The organism is Acetobacter sp. ESL1128 (genome assembly GCF_058505085.1).
Genome location: NZ_CP196369.1, coordinates 172,957 through 189,064 on the forward strand (window position 1 = coordinate 172,957; position 16,108 = coordinate 189,064).

The following is a 16,108-nucleotide window of genomic DNA, read 5'->3' on the forward strand; positions in this document are numbered from 1 at the left end:
CCAACCTAACCTTGCTGCAATAGGGAAGGTGATAAGCTCGTAGCCTGACACAGCATGCTGGTTACAGGGCGGGATGGTTGGAGCCCAGATTTTCGGCACACTCTGAACTGTCTCACCTGTTGTTGTCGGCAGCACTGGAGAAGGCTAGCCGCCTACACAGGAAACGGTGCCGACCTCCATGGATCTTCTTTCCGCACTTCACAGTTTTGTGCGTGTTGCCGCTACAGGCTCATTTTCCGCTGTCTCGCGCGAGACAGGGGTCAGCCAGCCTACAATTTCGCGCCATATTGCCTTGCTGGAGGCGCATTACGGCACCACGCTGTTTGCGCGTACAACCCGCAGCCTGACCATGACCGAGGACGGTCGCAGCCTGCTCCCCCATGCCTATGAAGTGCTGGAAATACTGGAAACGGCAGAAACCGTTCTGGGCCGCAGGCGTGCTTCGGTCTCCGGTCTTGTGCGTCTGGGGGTGACCACGGCCTTTGGCCTGTGCCTGACCCGCAGAATGGGCGAGCTGCTGGACCGCCACCCCGACCTGTCGGTGGAAGTGGTCATGCGCGACTCGTTTGGGGATCTGGTGGAAGAAGGGCTGGATCTGGCCGTGCGTGTGGGCGAAATTGCTGAGGGCACGCTCATCGCCCGCAAGCTGGGGCTGGTGCATAAGTGGCTGGTGGCGTCCCCCGCCTGCCTGCAACGCCATAACATGCCAGAGCACCCCCGCGCGCTCACGGAATACCCCGGCGTTGTGTATAATTACGGTTCCAGCCGTCTGGACTGGAACTTTGAGCGGGATGGGGAAGAAAGCGTTATTGCCCCTGCCGCTGTGTTCCGTGCCAATAGCAGCGAAGCCGTAATGTACGCGGTGGAAGCCGGTATTGGTGTTGGCCTGCTTCCGGCTTTTCAGGTGCGGGATGCAGTGGCCAGTGGCCGTCTGGTCCGCCTGTTTGCGGACTGGAACATTCCCGGCCTGCCTTTTTATGCCGTGCATACCGGCCCACGCACCCTGCCGTTGCGGACCCGCACGGTCATGGATTTTCTGGTCGAGGTTTCAGCCGACCTGCTGCGTGATGGCGGGCTTTTATCCCCCGTTCTGTAAGGGGGAATAAAAGGGGCGGCCCAGACGGTTGCTCCGGGCCTGCCCGACCTAGCCGTGAAAAGCCGGGTCAATGGCCTCTGTCGAGGGCGGGGCGTTCTGGGGCAGCTTGTTCTCAAACCCACGTAGGAGCGTTGGCACCCAGCCGCGTAGCCAGGTGTTGGTGCGCTGTACAAAATCCGTGACCGCTGCCGAGTCGGACATCCCCGCGCGGGACCAGTTCTCCGGCGCGCCCGGAACGCGGCGGGCTCCTGCTTCTGCCGGGCTGAGCAGCGTATGCACGCTCATAAAATCCACACCCGTGCCGGATTTGCTTTTTTCCACCAGATTCCAGCCTGCATCGACCAGAATGGGGGGCAGGTCAAAACCCATGATGGTCAGGCGCTGCACGGCGGGTGGGATGTACATCTGGTCACTCAGGAGTGTCTGCAGCGGTTCGTTGGACGTCAGGAACAGGTTGTTCACTACCCGTATGGGGGTGGTCATCCAGCATTCGCTGCGGTTGCCATCCTGCGGAGCGGCTTCGTTCATGAAGTTGAAGGAGCTGTGGCATTGCGCTTCAATCATGCTCATGGCGGCAATGGGCAGGGACTGCGTGGTGGCCTGCGCAATAATCAGCCCGGTTACAATGCCCTGAGCGGAGCGGACATACAGGGTTGTCAGCACTTCCCCGTGCGCCACATCATCCTGAAAGTTCACAACCGGGTGCCATTTGCCCGCAGGCAGGGGAAGCTGCCGCCCGGCAAAAACAACCGAGCCTTCAAACTGTGCATCCATGGGGGGGATGGAAACCGTGCGCTGGTCCTCATCGGGGTGCAGGGCATCGCTCGCCTCGGTGCCGCCGAGGGAGGAGGGGAGCATGTGCCGAATCCTGCTGCTGAGCGCGCCATAGCCCGGCACGCTGGAGGCTAGCCAAGGTGCGGGGAACAGAACGGACAGTGTGCCGCACACGCCTGCGGTTATCAGTGCGGTGCGCCATAACGGGGCACGGTGCCACAGGCGGGTAAAAGCGGTCATGCGGTAGCCTTGGTTATGTGGGCGGCGTTGGAGGGTGGCTTGCCGGGGCAGGCGGTCAGGGGGTCAGGCGGGCATGCAGCCCGTCATCACGGTTGTCGGCCACTTTGGCGACAACCGTGCCGTCGTCCTCCTTGACCAGCCGGACCATGGTAGCCCCCTGCTGGCGGGCAATAATAAGGGACTCGCTGATCATGTCCTCAATAGAGCGGACCAGATCACGCGCGGAGGCGGCATCCCCCATACGGCTCTGGCGGCGCATCACATCCAGCAGCAGGGAGGCGTCAATCCCGCTGGTTTCCACCTTCAGGCCGTAGCCTTCGATCATGGCTTCAATTTCCAGCGCGCCAACACGGGCAATATCCAGCCCACGCAGGGTGCGGAAGACAAAAATACGGTCCAGACGGTTCAGTACTTCGGAGGCAAAGCCAGCCTGGCGCAGGGCCTCGACCGATTCGGCACGCATGCGGTCGGGGTCATCATGCAGGCGGTCGGCAATTTCGGTCAGGGCATCGGTGGCAATGTTGGAGGTCAGCACAAAAATGGCCCGCACGGTGGAAATCTGCTGCCCGGTGGAGGCCTCGGTAATGTGGCCGTCGTTCCATGCGGTCAGGAACTTCTTGAACACATCGGGGTGGGCTTTTTCAATTTCGTCCAGCAGCACCACGGCATCGGGCTTTTCCTTCAGCCCGCCGGTCAGCTTGCCGTAGGTGTCCGAGCCGACATAGCCTTTGGGCGAGCCAAAAAGCTGGGTGGCGGCGTGGGGGCTGCTCATCTGCGTCATGTCAAAATGCAGCAGGGGGCGTTCGAGCTGGCGGGCCATCTGCTTGGCCAGATAGGTTTTGCCCGTGCCCGGAGGCCCGGCGAGCAAAAAGATGCCAACCGGTTTGCCACGCACCTGTAGCGCCAGGCGGCGACGGAGCTGGACGGCAATATCCTCGCACACCTGGTCCTGCCCGATCACGCGGGCACGCAGGTTTGCGGCCAGTTCCTCGGCGTCTATGGTGGTTTCGCGCTGTTCACGCGCAAGCATTTCTTCCAGTTCGGCGCGATTGGTCAGTCTGGCAAGAACGTCCATGATGAATCCCCGTCGGCGTAGTAGCCCTTTGCGGGCCAGATGTTCGGCCCGAGTTTCAAACAGCAGTCCCGCAACACTCAGCACAAGGCCGGATGCCGCCAGAACAGACCAGGCAGATGCACACCATTGCAGCACATGGGCCACGGAATGCAGGGAAAGATGCAGGCTGAGCGCGATCTGGATGCTGGCGAGCACCAGAAAAATCACCATCATCAGCGGCATCAGCCGGTTTAATGCGGGGAGCAGACCCTTCATTGCGCAATCACCGTAAGTGCAAGGGTATCCCCCTGTTTATAAAGAACGGGCAGGGGCATGGGGCCAAAGGCCGTTATGGCACCACTGCCAATTCCCGCGGGGCCGGGTGGCGCTGCAGGAATAACTTCAACATGCCCGCTCACACTTATGGGCAGGATAACCGTTGTGGGCTTGGCCGTAAGCCCGACACTTTGCTGCCATGGGCCACAGACAAGGGTAATCATGCCGCCAGCCCCGGTGGCATCATAGACCGGCATGGCCACCAGCCGCACATCCCGCCGTTTGACCGCGGCCAGAATATCCGCCTGCTGCTGGGCGGAAAAGCTGGAGCCTGCCAGTGCCTGCGCCGCATTCTGCGGGGCAATTACATTCAGGGGCAGCCCCATGCGCTGGGAGTCGTCACCAGTAACGGACTCGGCGCCCACAGCCGGGCCGGAGGTGTTTTTGCCCGCACCATAAAAGTGCAGCCCGGCCCCTGCCATAAGCACGCAGGCCGCCATACCAATAAGCCCGAGCCGCAGATTGGAGGGTTTTTCAGCCGTCTGGGGCTGCGGCTGCCATGCCGGGTCCGGCTTGTTCTGCATGATAACGGTCAGTCTCCTTGCCTTGGGTAGTGGAGCGTTGCAGATATGTCGCAGCCAAAGCAATAAAAGCATGTCTGTGGGTTGGCGCAATGTGCAAAACTGGTCCAGCCATAATTTATTTTTTATGGTCCATCGCGCACAAACAGGGGGGCTGTGGTTTCTGCCCTTGCAGTCTGTGCCTTTGTGCACTAGATAAAGCATCATCCTTCTCAATTTGAATGACGTTTCGGGGGGTGGCCTTAGAAGGGCCGCCTTTTTTGCTTTGGACAAAGATATTTCTGCCCATTCCGGCCTTGAAGGCCGCCTGCTCGCACTGATTGCCCCTGCCGTAGAGGAAATGGGGTACGAAATCGTGCGCGTGGCAGTGCTTGGGCGTGAGCGCCCTACGGTGCAGATCATGGCTGACCGCGCAGACGGAATGTTGATCAATGTTGAAGATTGTGAGCGAATCAGCCACGCTGTAGGCGCTGTGCTGGACGTGGAAGACCCCATTCCGGGGGCATGGACGCTGGAAGTGTCCTCCGCCGGAATCGACCGCCCGCTCACACGCGCCAAGGACTGGACCCGCTTTGCAGGGCATCAGGCCAAGGCAGAAGTTCTGGTCCCCATTGAAGGGCGGCGTCGTTTTGCCGGTATTTCTCTGGGGTCTGATGGAACAGTGGCCCGTATGCGCCTGGATGACGGCACGGAAGTGGCTCTGCCACTGGCCGAAATCCGCAAGGCGCGACTGGTGCTGACCGATGCGCTGATTGAAGACAGCGCCCGTATGGTACAGCCTGCATCGGATGCAGGTGTGGAGCAGGATGGCAAAAAAGAGCCGCCTGCTTCCAAGGTGCATTGATAAAGCTGCCTGTTTTGGAGAGCTGAGAGCATGGATACCTCCGTTTCCCGTCCTGAACTGCTGCTGGTGGCAGACGCTGTTTCACGCGAAAAGGGCATTGACCGTGAAGAGGTTCTGGAGGCCATGGAGCAGGCCATCCAGAAGGCTGGCCGCGCCAAATACGGGCACGAAAAGGACATTCGCGCCACAATCGACCGCCGCTCGGGCGAGGTTCGCCTCTCCCGCTGGACGGAAGTTGTGGATCAGGTGGAGAACGAGGACGCACAGATCGCCCTCTCCATTGCCCGCAAGTTCCGCCCCGAAATTCAGGTTGGCGAATATCTGATTGACCCGCTGCCCCCGATCGACTTCGGGCGTATTGCGGCCCAGACCGCCAAACAGGTTATTGTGCAGCGCGTGCGTGAATACGAACGCAAACGCCAGTACAACGAGTTCAAGGACCGCGTAGGCGAAATCGTCAACGGCACCGTCAAACGGACCGAATACGGCAACCTGCTGGTTGAAATTGGCTCCGCCGAAGCGCTGCTGCGCCGCGATGAGCTGATCCCGCGTGAGACATTCCGTAACTCCGACCGCGTGCGCGCCTACATCTATGATGTGCGTGATGAACCGCGCGGCCCGCAGGTTTTCCTGTCCCGCACGCATCCGGCCTTCCTGGCCAAGCTGTTTGCGCAGGAAGTGCCCGAAATTTACGACGGGATCATCGAAATCAAGGCCGTGGCCCGTGACCCCGGCTCCCGCGCCAAAATGGCCGTGATCTCGCGCGATGCCTCCATTGACCCGGTCGGGGCCTGCGTTGGTATGCGCGGCTCGCGCGTGCAGGCTGTTGTGGCCGAATTGCAGGGCGAAAAAATCGACATTATCCCCTGGAGCCCGCAGGCTGCAACCTTTGTGGTCAACGCTCTGGCTCCGGCTGAAGTCAGCAAGGTGGTGATGGACGAGGAAGCCGGGCGCGTTGAAGTTGTGGTGCCGGATGACCAGCTCTCCCTCGCCATTGGTCGGCGCGGGCAGAACGTGCGTCTGGCCAGCCAGCTGACGCGCTGGGACATTGACATCCTGACCGAAGCGGAAGAATCCGAACGCCGTCAGGAAGAATTCCGCCGTCGTAGCGGCCAGTTTGTTGAAGCGCTTGACGTGGATGACGTGATTGCTGGCCTGCTGGTGACCGAAGGCTACCACAGCATCGAGGAGCTGGCTTTTGCCGACCCCGATGAACTGGTGGGCATTGAAGGCTTTGACGAATCGGTGGTGCAAGAACTGGTCCAGCGCGCCGAAGGCCACCTTGTCCGGCAGGAAGAAAAGCTGGATGAGCGCCGTCAGGAGCTTGGTGTTACCGACGATATTGCAAATATGGGTGTGTTCACCAACCAGATGCTTGTGACTCTGGGCGAAAAGGGTGTAAAAACTCTGGACGACCTTGGTGACCTGGCTGGCGATGAGCTGGTCGAAATTCTGGGGTCAGATGCCATAGAAGAAGACGCCGCCAATGAGATCATCATGGCAGCGCGTGCGCACTGGTTTGAGGGTGAAGAGGGTGCAACCCCTTCCTCCACGCCAGAAGGCGGGGCAGGCGTCTGAGGCCTTGATACAGGGTGGGTGGTGATTTCTTGCCAGCAGCAGAAGAGAAGGACAGCCTCCGCAGGTGCGCAGTCACGCGGGAGGAAGGCATTCCGGCTCAGATGGTGCGGTTTGTTATCTCACCCTCATCCATAGTCGTCCCTGATCTGGACGCGCGTCTGCCGGGACGGGGAATATGGTTGAGTGCCCGCCGGGATGTGATAGAACAGGCCAGCAAACGCGGCGTGTTCGCACGCTCTGCGCGGATGCAGGTCAAGGTGCCGGAAGATCTTCTCTCTCAGGTGGAAGTAGGTCTGCACCGGCGGATGATAGAAGTGGTTGGGCTTGCGCGCCGCGCTGGTCAGGCCATTAGTGGCTTCGTTAAGGTGCGCGAATGGGTTATGCAGCGTCGTGCTGCTGTTATCGTTCACGCATCGGACGGAAGCAGGGAAGAACTGGACCGCCTGATTTCGGGCGGGCGGGATATTCCTGTCGTTGATGCGTTGTCGTCTGAAGAACTGGCTAAGGTTTTCGGGCGTGAACGTGTTGTGAATGTGGCGCTGGCGGCCGGCGGGCTGGCTACGCGTCTTTGTTGTGAAAACAGACGTTTTGCGGGGGTGGCCGTTGGCGATCCCCGGGTCTGCCGGACCTTTCCGGCGGATGGGTGTGAACAGGCGGGTCAATGAGCGAAGGCAAGGATCAGGATCAGGGTAAGGGGCGTTTGTCCCTTCGGCCGGCAGGGCGTCCGGAGGTCGGACGGACGGTTGATGCCGGGTCCGTGCGGCAAAGTTTCAGTCATGGCCGTTCAAAGGTCGTGCAGGTGGAAGTGCGTAAAAAACGTGGTCCTTCCCCGGCTGGCGCTGGTGGGCGCTCCGGCGGTTCCCGCGCAGGTGGCGGCCGTACCCTGACCGCAGCCGAACTGGCCATGCGCCAGCGCGTGCTTCAGGAACAGAAGAAAGAGGCAGAAGACGCCGAACGGCGTGATGCCGAGCGGCGCGAAGCCGAGAAGATTCGTATTCTTTCCGCGGCTGAAGAAGCACGCCGGAAGGAAGAGGAAGACAAGCGTCTGGCCGAAGAGCGCGCCGCCGAAGAGGCCGCCGCAAGCGATGCCGAACGCAAGGCCCGCATTGACGCGATCAAGCCGATCGAGGTCAAGGCACCTGTTGTGTCTGCCGTGCCAATCCCCGGTGAAGTAACACTCGCACCGCCTGCCGGGCGCCTGCGCCCGCTGGCTGAACGTGCGATCATGCCGGCCAAGCCGCTCAAGCCTGCCGCGCCTGCTCGCACGCCTGCTGCTGCTCCCGCAGCGGAAAAGGACGTCAGTGCCGCCCAGACCCTGCGCCTGCGCAGCGGCCGTGGCACGGAAGGCGAGGAAGAACAGCGCCGTGGCCCAGCCCGTAACAAGGCCGTGCCGCCGCGCAAGAACAGCAGTGGCCGCAAGGGTGATACCGGCGGTGGCCGCCGTGCAGGCCGGATTGACGTGCAGGCCGCGATTGAGGGGGATGACGACAAGACCCGCTCGCTCGCATCCGTGCGCCGCCAGCGTGAGCGTGAACGCCGTCAGGCCGAGCTGGAACGTCTGCGTTCCGACCAGGTCAAGGTTGTGCGTGACGTTATCCTGCCCGAAACCATTACGGTGCAGGAACTGGCCAACCGTATGGCAGCCCGTCAGGGTGAAGTGATCAAGGCGCTCATGAAAATGGGTGTCATGGCCACTGTAACCCAGAGCATTGATGCCGATACGGCGGAACTGGTGGTGGAAGAATTCGGCCACCGTGTACGTCGCGTTTCCGAAGCGGATGTGGAACTGGGTATTGAGGGCGTGGAAGACACGACCGAAGATATGCTGCCCCGTCCGCCTGTGGTGACCATCATGGGGCATGTCGATCACGGCAAGACCTCCCTGCTGGACGCCCTGCGCACAACGGACGTGGCAGCGGGTGAAGCCGGTGGCATTACCCAGCATATCGGTGCTTATCAGGTTACACTGGAATCCGGTGCCAAGATCACCTTCCTTGACACACCCGGACATGAGGCCTTTACGGCCATGCGTGCCCGCGGCGCGTCCATTACGGACGTGGTGGTGCTGGTGGTTGCCGCGGATGACGGCGTCATGCCGCAGACGATCGAGGCCATCAAGCACGCCAAGGCTGCCAATGTGCCCATGATCATTGCCATCAACAAGATGGACAAGCCCGGCGCCAAGCCTGACCGCGTACGTCAGGACCTGCTGCAGCACGAGATCGTGGTCGAATCCATGGGTGGTGACGTGATGGACATTGAAGTGTCCGCACGCCAGCGCATGGGGCTGGACAAGCTGGAAGAAGGCATTCTGCTTCAGGCAGAAATTCTGGAACTCCAGGCCAACCCCGACCGTGCAGCCGAAGGTGCCGTGATCGAAAGCCGTCTGGACCGTGGTCGCGGTTCCGTGGCGTCCGTGCTGGTGCAGAAGGGTACGCTGCGCAAGGGTGACATTGTGGTTGCCGGTGCAGAATGGGGCCGTGTGCGCGCTCTGGTTGATGACCGTGGTCGTCAGGTGGAAGTGGCTGGCCCGTCCATGCCGGTGGAAATTCTCGGCCTGTCCGGGGTTCCCGCTGCTGGTGCACCGTTTGTGGTCGTGGAAAACGAAAACCGTGCCCGTGAGATTTCCGAGTTCCGCCAGCGTAAGCTGAAAGAACATCAGGTTGCCGGGCAGGCTGCGGCCCGCGGCACGCTTGACCAGATGCTGGCCCGTATTCAGGCCGGTGTGCAGAAGGAAGTCTCAGTCCTGATCAAGGCGGATGTGCAGGGTTCGGCCGAAGCACTGCAAACCACGGTGCTCAAGCTGGCTAACGAAGAAGTGGGCGTGCGCGTTCTCAATGCCTCGGTGGGCCAGATCACGGAAAGTGATGTGCAGCTTGCCAAGGCATCGGATGCGGTCATTGTTGCCTTTAACGTGCGTGCAACCTCTCAGGCGCGGCTGCTGGCCCAGCGTGAAGGGGTGGACATCCACTACTACTCCATCATCTACCAGGTGGCGGACGACGTGGAACTGCTCGTACGTGGCAAGATGGCGCCCAAGCATCGTGAAAAGTTCCTTGGCTACGCCGAAATCCGCAAGGTTTTCGAAATCAGCAAGGTTGGCAAGGTGGCCGGTTGCTTCGTGACCGATGGCGTTGTCAAACGTGGCTGTGGCGTGCGTCTGCTGCGTGATGGCGTGGTGATCCATGAAGGTGATCTGAGCCAGCTCAAGCGCTTCAAGGACGACCAGAAGGAAGTGACCAAGGGTTACGAATGTGGTCTTTCCTTTGCAGGCTACAACGATCTGCGCGAAGGCGATGTGGTGGAATGCTTTGAAAGCGAGTTAATTCCAGCATGAGTCGTCGCCACGGATCAGGCAGTAAAACAGGGGGACCGGCAGACTATCTTGCCGGTCTTTCCTCATCTGGCCCATCGCAGCGGCAGTTGCGGGTAGGCGAAGAAGTGCGGCGCGTTCTGGCTGAGCTGTTTGCGCGCACCACCTTCCGTGACCCTGACCTGTCCGATGTTGCCATTACCGTGACCGAAGTCCGGCTTGCGCCAGACTTCAAACACGCCACTGTTTTTGTCACACGGCTGGGGCGCAGCGACGTTGCGGCCCTTCTGCCCGGACTTAAGCGGGTGGCCCCGTGGCTGCGTACCCAGCTTGCCCACAAGTTGAGCATACGCACAGTGCCCGAACTGCACTTCCAGCCCGATACGGCGCTGGATACAGCGATGCATGTGGATTCGCTCCTGCGCCTGCCAGAGGTCCAGCGTGACCTTGGCAAAGCAGGCAACGACCAGCCGGATGAAGACTAAGGTCTGGCCGGTAGCCAGTCATGGCAAACAGCTTTTTAAAAACCTGCCGGGGAGCACCCTGGCAGGTTTTTTTTGATTCTGACCCTGTAACCTTACCCGCCCGTCTGCGCTTTTTCCTGCTGAACAACAGGGCGGATGGCAAAATTGCTCTGAATGCGCACAACACCGGGCATTCGGGATAATTCCTCCTTATGAATGCGCTCGTAATCCTGCATGTCGCGCGCTTCCACCCGGAGCAGGTAGTCGGCGTCTCCCGTCATCAGGTAGCACTCCTTTACGTCGGGGCATTCGCGGATACGGCTTTCAAAGCGGCGGAGGCATTCCTCTGTCTGGCGTTCGAGTGTGATCTGCACAATGACCGTAGCTACGGGGGGTGCGTTGCGGCGGGCGATAATGGCCTGATACCCGCGTATAACCCCTTCTTTTTCCAGCATTTTTACACGCCGCAGGCAGGCCGAGGGGGAAAGCCCTATACGCTCGGCCAGTTCGGCGTTGCTCAGGCGGCCATCATGGCGCAGGTGGCGGAGAATGGCCTCGTTAATGCGGTCTGGCATGATCTGTCTTTTGTGGCCTTTTGGCGCAATATTATGCAAAAATAAAAAGCAAACGCCCCAATCATGCACCACAATGGCAGGATATGCCATAAAGAGTGGGGTAAAATTCTGATACCGTAACAGAACGGATATGTGTCGTGACCCAAGCTCCCACCCCCATGCACGCTGGCTGGCCCGCACAACGCGCCGGAGCGGTGCTGAGCGTTAATCTGGATGCGGTAGCCCATAATTACCGCCTGCTTCGGGCCCGTGTGCCCAACGCGGTGTGCGCGGCTGTGGTCAAGGCCGATGCCTATGGGCTGGGAGCGGCACAGGTTGCCCCCGCGCTGGTGCAGGTCGGGGCCACACAGTTTTTTGTTGCCCATGTGGACGAGGGGCTGGCCCTGCGCCCGCATGTGGGGGAGCAGGTGGGCATTACCGTGCTGCACGGCCCGCGGCCCGATGCGGTGGAGGCCTGTCTGGCGCATGGGTTGCGCCCGGTGCTGAACAGTGTGGAGCAGATTGGCTGGGTCCGTGCGGTGGCGCAGGCGCAGCAGCGACGCGTGGGGGTTGTGCTGCAACTGGATACGGGCATGTCCCGCTTTGGCCTGTCCGCGCAGGATGTGGCGGATATTGCCGCCGACCCCGCCGTGCTGGATGGGCTGGACGTGCAACTGGTCATGAGCCATCTGGCCTGTGCGGATGAGCGGGCAAACCCTGCCAACGCGGAGCAGGCGGCCCGTCTGGTGGCTTATGCTGCTCAACTGCCGGTTTCTGCCCCGCTCAGCCTAGCTGCATCCTCCGGGGTGTTTCTGGGGCCGGATTACCATTTTGGCCTCGTGCGCCCCGGTGCCGCACTGTATGGCGTGGCCCCCCAGCCGGGCGAGCCAAACCCCCTGCGCCCGGTTGTGGGGCTGAAGGCGCATGTATTGCAGACCCGTACCCTCAGCAAAGGGGACCGGGTCGGTTACGGGCTGACATGGCGGGCTGAAGGCCCATGCCGGGTCGCGACCATTGCCGTAGGCTATGCGGATGGTTTTGTGCGTGCCCGTGCCAACGGCCTTGTGTGGTTCGGGGGGCAGCCCCTGCCCATACTGGGCCGTATTTCCATGGATTCCATGACTGTGGATATTTCCGCCATTCCGCCGGGCCAGCTTGAGGCCGATGGCATGGTGGAACTGCTGAACGAAACATACGGCGTGGACGACGTGGCCCGCGCCGAAGGAACGATCGGCTACGAAGTCCTGACATCGCTCGGGCATCGCTATCATCGCAATTATACACGGACTGCCTGAGGGCAGAGCAGCAGGGAAAGAGTGAGATCATGAAGGTTCTTGTTCTGGGTAGTGGTGTTGTGGGTGTAACAACCGCCTGGTATCTGGCGCAGGCAGGGCATGAGGTCACGGTTGTGGACCGCCAGCCCGGTGCCGGGCTGGAAACCAGCTTTGCCAATGCGGGGCAGGTGTCCCCCGGTTATTCTTCCCCCTGGGCGGGGCCGGGTATTCCGCTCAAGGCGGCCAAATGGCTGTTCATGAAGTACAGCCCCTTTGTGTTCTGGCCCATGCCCGACCCGCATCTGTGGAAGTGGCTGGTGCAGATGCTCGAAAACTGCAACACCCCCGCCTATGACCGCAACAAGGGCCGCATGGTGCGTCTGGCCGAATACAGCCGCGATGTCATGTGTGACCTGCGGCGTGAAACCGGCATTACCTATGATGACCGCCAGCAGGGCACCTTGCAGGTCTTCCGCACCCAAAAGCAGATGGACGGCGTGGCGCAGGATATTGCCGTGCTCCGGCAGTACAACGTACCGTTTGAGGAACTGAATACCGCCCAGTGCGTACAGGCCGAGCCGGGGCTTGCGCCTTCGGCTGGCAAAATTGTGGGTGGCCTGCGCCTGCCGGGGGATGAGACGGGCGATGCCTTCAAGTTCTCCCAGCGTCTGGCGGAAATGGCGGCAGCCGCAGGTGTGACCTTCCTGTACAACACCGATATTCGCGCAATCCGGAGCGAGAGCGGGCGGGTTAGCGGGGTGGAAACATCACGCGGGGTGCTGAATGCCGAGAGCTATGTGCTGGCACTTGGCAGTTTTTCCCCCGCTCTTGTGCGGCCTCTGGGGCTGGACCTGCCGATTTACCCGGTCAAGGGCTATTCCCTTACGGCGGATATTACCGATGCGGCGCGTGCCCCGGTTTCCACCATTATGGATGAAACCTTCAAAATCGGCATTACCCGTCTGGGCGACCGTGTGCGCATTGGCGGCACTGCGGAACTGGCTGGCTTTAGCACCCGCCTGCGTGCGCCACGGCGGGCCACGCTGGAACATTCGGTAACAGACCTGTTCCCCAACTGCTGCAACGTGCCCGCAGCCCAGTTCTGGACCGGCCTGCGCCCCATGACACCGGATGGCACCCCCATTATCGGCCGCACGGGGCTGGATAACCTGTACACCAATACGGGCCATGGTACGCTGGGCTGGACCATGGCCTGCGGGTCTGCCCGCGTGCTGGCGGATATTATGTCCAACCGCCAGCCAGATATTGCCTATGAGGACCTGAACCTGTTCCGCTACCGGCCCTGAGCCTGAGCCTGAGCCTGAGCCTGAGCCTGAGCCTGAGCCTGAGCCTGTAGTGGCCTTTGCGGCACAGGCTTAAGGGCCGGGTGTTTTTGCCCCCTTTCCATGCTCCGCTTGAGTGTTCAGGCGTGTTCGGGTGGGGGCAGGTGCGCTTTTGCCGCACCATAAATATGGTAGAGCGAACTTGCTGGCATGTGGTCCACCGCTGGTGTGCCGTCTGGCCCCCTGCGGTCGATCCAGCCGCCGTACAGGTGTGCGGGGGCAAAATCTGCAAAAAATAAGCGGGTCAGGTCGGTTTGCAGCCGGCTGTCTTCCGCAGTGCTGCCTTCTTCTGCCTGCCTGCATGCCAGCAGGCGGAGCAGCTCCGTCTGGGGCCAGATGCGGGTGCCGGTCTGGGTGAGCGTGCCATCATCCATCATGCCGTCCCGCACAAGCTGGTGGGTCACGCCATGCCGCCTGCCGGACTGGTAAAGATGTTCGGCTACATGGCGCAGTGCTGTTACGGCCTTATCGGTGGGGTTGAGGCGCGTATAGGTGCCAAGCAGCCATGCCCACTCAAACAGGTGCCCCGGTTCCACCGGGTTCTGGCCATATGCGTGGCAGGGTGTCCAGTCGGGGCCAAAAAATTCCAGCAGCAGGCCCGAACGCGGGCTGATAAAGCGCTCGCGCGCCAGAGCAACCAGAGATTGCGCGCGGTCGAGGTAAAACTGGTCCGCCGTGGCCTCAAAAAGTGCGAGATACGCTTCCAGCAGGTGCATGTGCGGGTTCTGGCGGCGGGTGGCATCTGGTGCGGGCACAGCATCGGCAAAACCGCCGTGGGGGGCATGGAAAATGCCTTCCACCTCCAGCACGGTTTTTTGCGCAACCGCAAGCAGTGCGGGCTCCCCGCTCAGGCGGTAGGCCCATGCGTAGGCAAACAGGATGAAGGCGTGGGCATACAGGTCGCGCACGGTGCTGGACGGGCGGCCATCTGGCCCGATGGCAAACACCCAGCCCGGCTGGCCATCGGCCTGCCAGTAGCGGGCCTGCACTGTGGCCAGAGCGTGCAGGGCGTTGTCTGCCGCGTTAAAAACACCATCCAGCCGGGCCTGGCAGAAGGTGGCAATCTGGCGGGCCTGCACCATAAGGCGCAGATGCGGCAGGGGCAGTGGGGTGGCATCAAATCCCAGCCGCTCGTGGTACAGGTGGCGGGTGGGGTCGTAGCCTGCGCTGCTCCATAAGGGGAGCGCCTGATGGGCCAGCCACGCGGCCCATGGCGGTGTGCCGGGCTGCGTCGTATGCTCAGACATTGGAAGGCTTGGCGTGCGGCGCGTTCATTTTCCGGACCAGATTGCTGGTTGAACAGCCCGCGACCAGCGAGACCAGTTCCACCCGCCCCCCGGCGGCCTTGACCACATCGGCCCCGACCACGGTATCCTCTGTGTAATCTGCCCCTTTAACCAGCACATCGGGCTGGAGGGCGGTAATCAGCTCCAGTGGGGTATCTTCTTCAAAAATGACCACCATATCCACGTCGCGCAGGGCGCGGATGACCGTGGCGCGCGCCATTTCGTCCTGCACGGGGCGGGTTGGGCCCTTGAGCCTGCGGACGGAGGCATCGCTGTTAATGGCCACCACCAGCTTGTCCCCCAGTTGTGCCGCAGCATGAAGGAGGGAGACATGCCCCGGATGCAGCAGGTCAAAACAGCCATTGGTGAACACAACACTGGCCCCGTGCTGGTGCCACCGGCGCATGACCGCACAGGCCTGTGGCCATGTGGCGATCAGCCCCGTATCGGGGTTGTCTTCCTTGAGCTCTTCGGCCAGCTCGGCGCGGGTAACGGCGGCAGTGCCCAGCTTGCTGACGGCAATGGAGGCCGCTACCGTGGCAATGACAATGGCGGTATCCAGGTCCTGCCCGGCGGAGAGCACGCTGCCAATGGTGGCGACCACCGCATCCCCGGCCCCCGAGACATCATACACCTCGGACTTGCGGGCGACCTGATGGCGGATATGCCCGTTGCGCTGCCACAGGGTCATGCCCTCTTCGGAGCGGGTGATCAGCACATCGCCCCCGAACTGGGCGGAGGCCGCCTGAGCCGCGTGTTCCACCTCTGCGTTCGTGTGCAGGGGCAGGCCGGTGGCCACGGCCATTTCCGCCCGATTGGGGGTTATCAGGCTGGCGCCACGGTATGCGGCAAAGGTCTTGCGCTTGGGGTCCACAATAACGGGAATATTTTTGGCCCGTGCATGCCCGATAACCGCCTGTAGCACCGGCTCGGACAGAACACCCTTGGCGTAATCCGAGCAGATCAGCACGTCTGCCGTATCCAGTGCGGCAATGCAGTGCGCGATCAGGCTGTTCCGGGTGGCGGGGGAAAATTCGATAATGGTTTCATCATCAATGCGCACGATCTGCTGGTGCCCGCTGACAACCCGCATTTTGGAAATGGTCGCCCACCCCGGTTCAGCCACAAGGCCGTGCACGTCTATGCCGGGCCATGCGGCAAGGGCGTTGCGCAGGGTCTGGGCGTTTTCATCCTGCCCAACAACGCCAATTAGGCTGACCGTACAGCCCAGTGCTGCGGCATTGACGGCCACATTGGCGGCCCCGCCGGGTACGGCACTCTGGCGGGCCTTGCGCAGTACCGGCACGGGGGCCTCGGGCGAGATCCGCTCCACCGCGCCAAAAACATACTGGTCCAGCAGCAGGTCGCCGATAACAACAAGCCGTCCGAATTCAAAATTTTCAATCATGGATGCTCATGCTCGCGGGGGGG

General features: G+C 61.5%; 14 protein-coding genes. 8 read left to right on the forward strand and 6 right to left on the reverse strand.

What is annotated here, in order from left to right:
• Positions 1–178: 178 nt before the first annotated feature.
• Complete coding sequence (locus ACSYTG_RS00820) at positions 179–1,096, forward strand: LysR family transcriptional regulator (RefSeq protein ID WP_086646153.1); 918 nt, start codon at positions 179–181, stop codon at positions 1,094–1,096.
• 48 nt (positions 1,097–1,144) lie between these two features.
• On the opposite strand, the gene ACSYTG_RS00825 is transcribed toward ACSYTG_RS00820, so the two are convergent.
• From ACSYTG_RS00825 to ACSYTG_RS00835, 3 genes are read right to left on the reverse strand one after another with little or no spacing between them, the layout of a single operon-like run.
• Positions 1,145–2,110, reverse strand: a complete 966-nt coding sequence (locus ACSYTG_RS00825) for a hypothetical protein (RefSeq protein ID WP_086646152.1) — start codon at positions 2,108–2,110, stop codon at positions 1,145–1,147.
• A gap of 55 nt (positions 2,111–2,165) precedes the next feature.
• Positions 2,166–3,440 carry an AAA family ATPase gene (locus tag ACSYTG_RS00830; protein WP_489783537.1) on the reverse strand — a complete coding sequence of 425 codons (1,275 nt, stop codon included), beginning with the start codon at positions 3,438–3,440 and terminating at the stop codon, positions 2,166–2,168.
• Positions 3,437–4,024, reverse strand: a complete 588-nt coding sequence (locus ACSYTG_RS00835) for a hypothetical protein (protein WP_086646150.1) — start codon at positions 4,022–4,024, stop codon at positions 3,437–3,439. Before ACSYTG_RS00835 ends, ACSYTG_RS00830 begins: the two co-directional genes overlap by 4 nt.
• Before the next feature lie 262 nt (positions 4,025–4,286).
• On the opposite strand from ACSYTG_RS00835, the gene rimP reads away from it, so the two are divergent.
• From rimP to rbfA, 5 genes are read left to right on the forward strand one after another with little or no spacing between them, the layout of a single operon-like run.
• Complete coding sequence (gene rimP, locus ACSYTG_RS00840; RefSeq protein ID WP_086646149.1) at positions 4,287–4,865, forward strand: ribosome maturation factor RimP; 579 nt, start codon at positions 4,287–4,289, stop codon at positions 4,863–4,865.
• A 30-nt stretch (positions 4,866–4,895) separates the two neighbouring features.
• Positions 4,896–6,443 (forward strand): transcription termination factor NusA, encoded by a 1,548-nt coding sequence (gene nusA / locus ACSYTG_RS00845; protein WP_086646148.1) that lies wholly within the window; start codon positions 4,896–4,898, stop codon positions 6,441–6,443.
• A 14-nt stretch (positions 6,444–6,457) separates the two neighbouring features.
• The gene (locus ACSYTG_RS00850; RefSeq protein ID WP_489783540.1) at positions 6,458–7,108 is read left to right on the forward strand and encodes an RNA-binding protein; all 651 of its coding nucleotides are present in this window, start codon (positions 6,458–6,460) and stop codon (positions 7,106–7,108) included.
• Entirely contained in the window at positions 7,105–9,780 is a 2,676-nt protein-coding gene (infB, locus tag ACSYTG_RS00855) for a translation initiation factor IF-2 (RefSeq protein WP_086646146.1), read from the forward strand. The genes ACSYTG_RS00850 and infB overlap by 4 nt, the downstream gene beginning before the upstream one ends.
• On the forward strand, positions 9,777–10,241 hold the full coding sequence (rbfA, locus tag ACSYTG_RS00860; protein ID WP_086646145.1) for a 30S ribosome-binding factor RbfA: 465 nt from the start codon (positions 9,777–9,779) through the stop codon (positions 10,239–10,241). Before infB ends, rbfA begins: the two co-directional genes overlap by 4 nt.
• 92 nt (positions 10,242–10,333) lie before the next feature.
• Here the strand turns inward: rbfA and ACSYTG_RS00865 are convergent, their stop codons facing one another.
• Positions 10,334–10,795: an Lrp/AsnC family transcriptional regulator gene (locus ACSYTG_RS00865; RefSeq protein ID WP_086646187.1), complete on the reverse strand. Its 462-nt coding sequence runs from the start codon at positions 10,793–10,795 to the stop codon at positions 10,334–10,336.
• 128 nt (positions 10,796–10,923) lie between these two features.
• Between ACSYTG_RS00865 and alr the strand changes: the two genes are divergently transcribed.
• A complete protein-coding gene (gene alr / locus ACSYTG_RS00870; RefSeq protein WP_489783701.1) occupies positions 10,924–12,069 on the forward strand; it encodes an alanine racemase in 1,146 nt (381 codons plus the stop codon).
• A 29-nt stretch (positions 12,070–12,098) separates the two neighbouring features.
• Positions 12,099–13,355: a D-amino acid dehydrogenase gene (locus ACSYTG_RS00875; protein WP_086646143.1), complete on the forward strand. Its 1,257-nt coding sequence runs from the start codon at positions 12,099–12,101 to the stop codon at positions 13,353–13,355.
• Positions 13,356–13,471: 116 nt separating this feature from the next.
• On the opposite strand, the gene ACSYTG_RS00880 is transcribed toward ACSYTG_RS00875, so the two are convergent.
• Together ACSYTG_RS00880 and rfaE1 are read right to left on the reverse strand one after the other, a co-directional pair.
• Positions 13,472–14,638 carry an AGE family epimerase/isomerase gene (locus ACSYTG_RS00880; protein WP_489783543.1) on the reverse strand — a complete coding sequence of 389 codons (1,167 nt, stop codon included), beginning with the start codon at positions 14,636–14,638 and terminating at the stop codon, positions 13,472–13,474.
• Positions 14,631–16,085 carry a D-glycero-beta-D-manno-heptose-7-phosphate kinase gene (rfaE1, locus tag ACSYTG_RS00885; RefSeq protein WP_489783545.1) on the reverse strand — a complete coding sequence of 485 codons (1,455 nt, stop codon included), beginning with the start codon at positions 16,083–16,085 and terminating at the stop codon, positions 14,631–14,633. Before rfaE1 ends, ACSYTG_RS00880 begins: the two co-directional genes overlap by 8 nt.
• Positions 16,086–16,108: the final 23 nt, after the last annotated feature.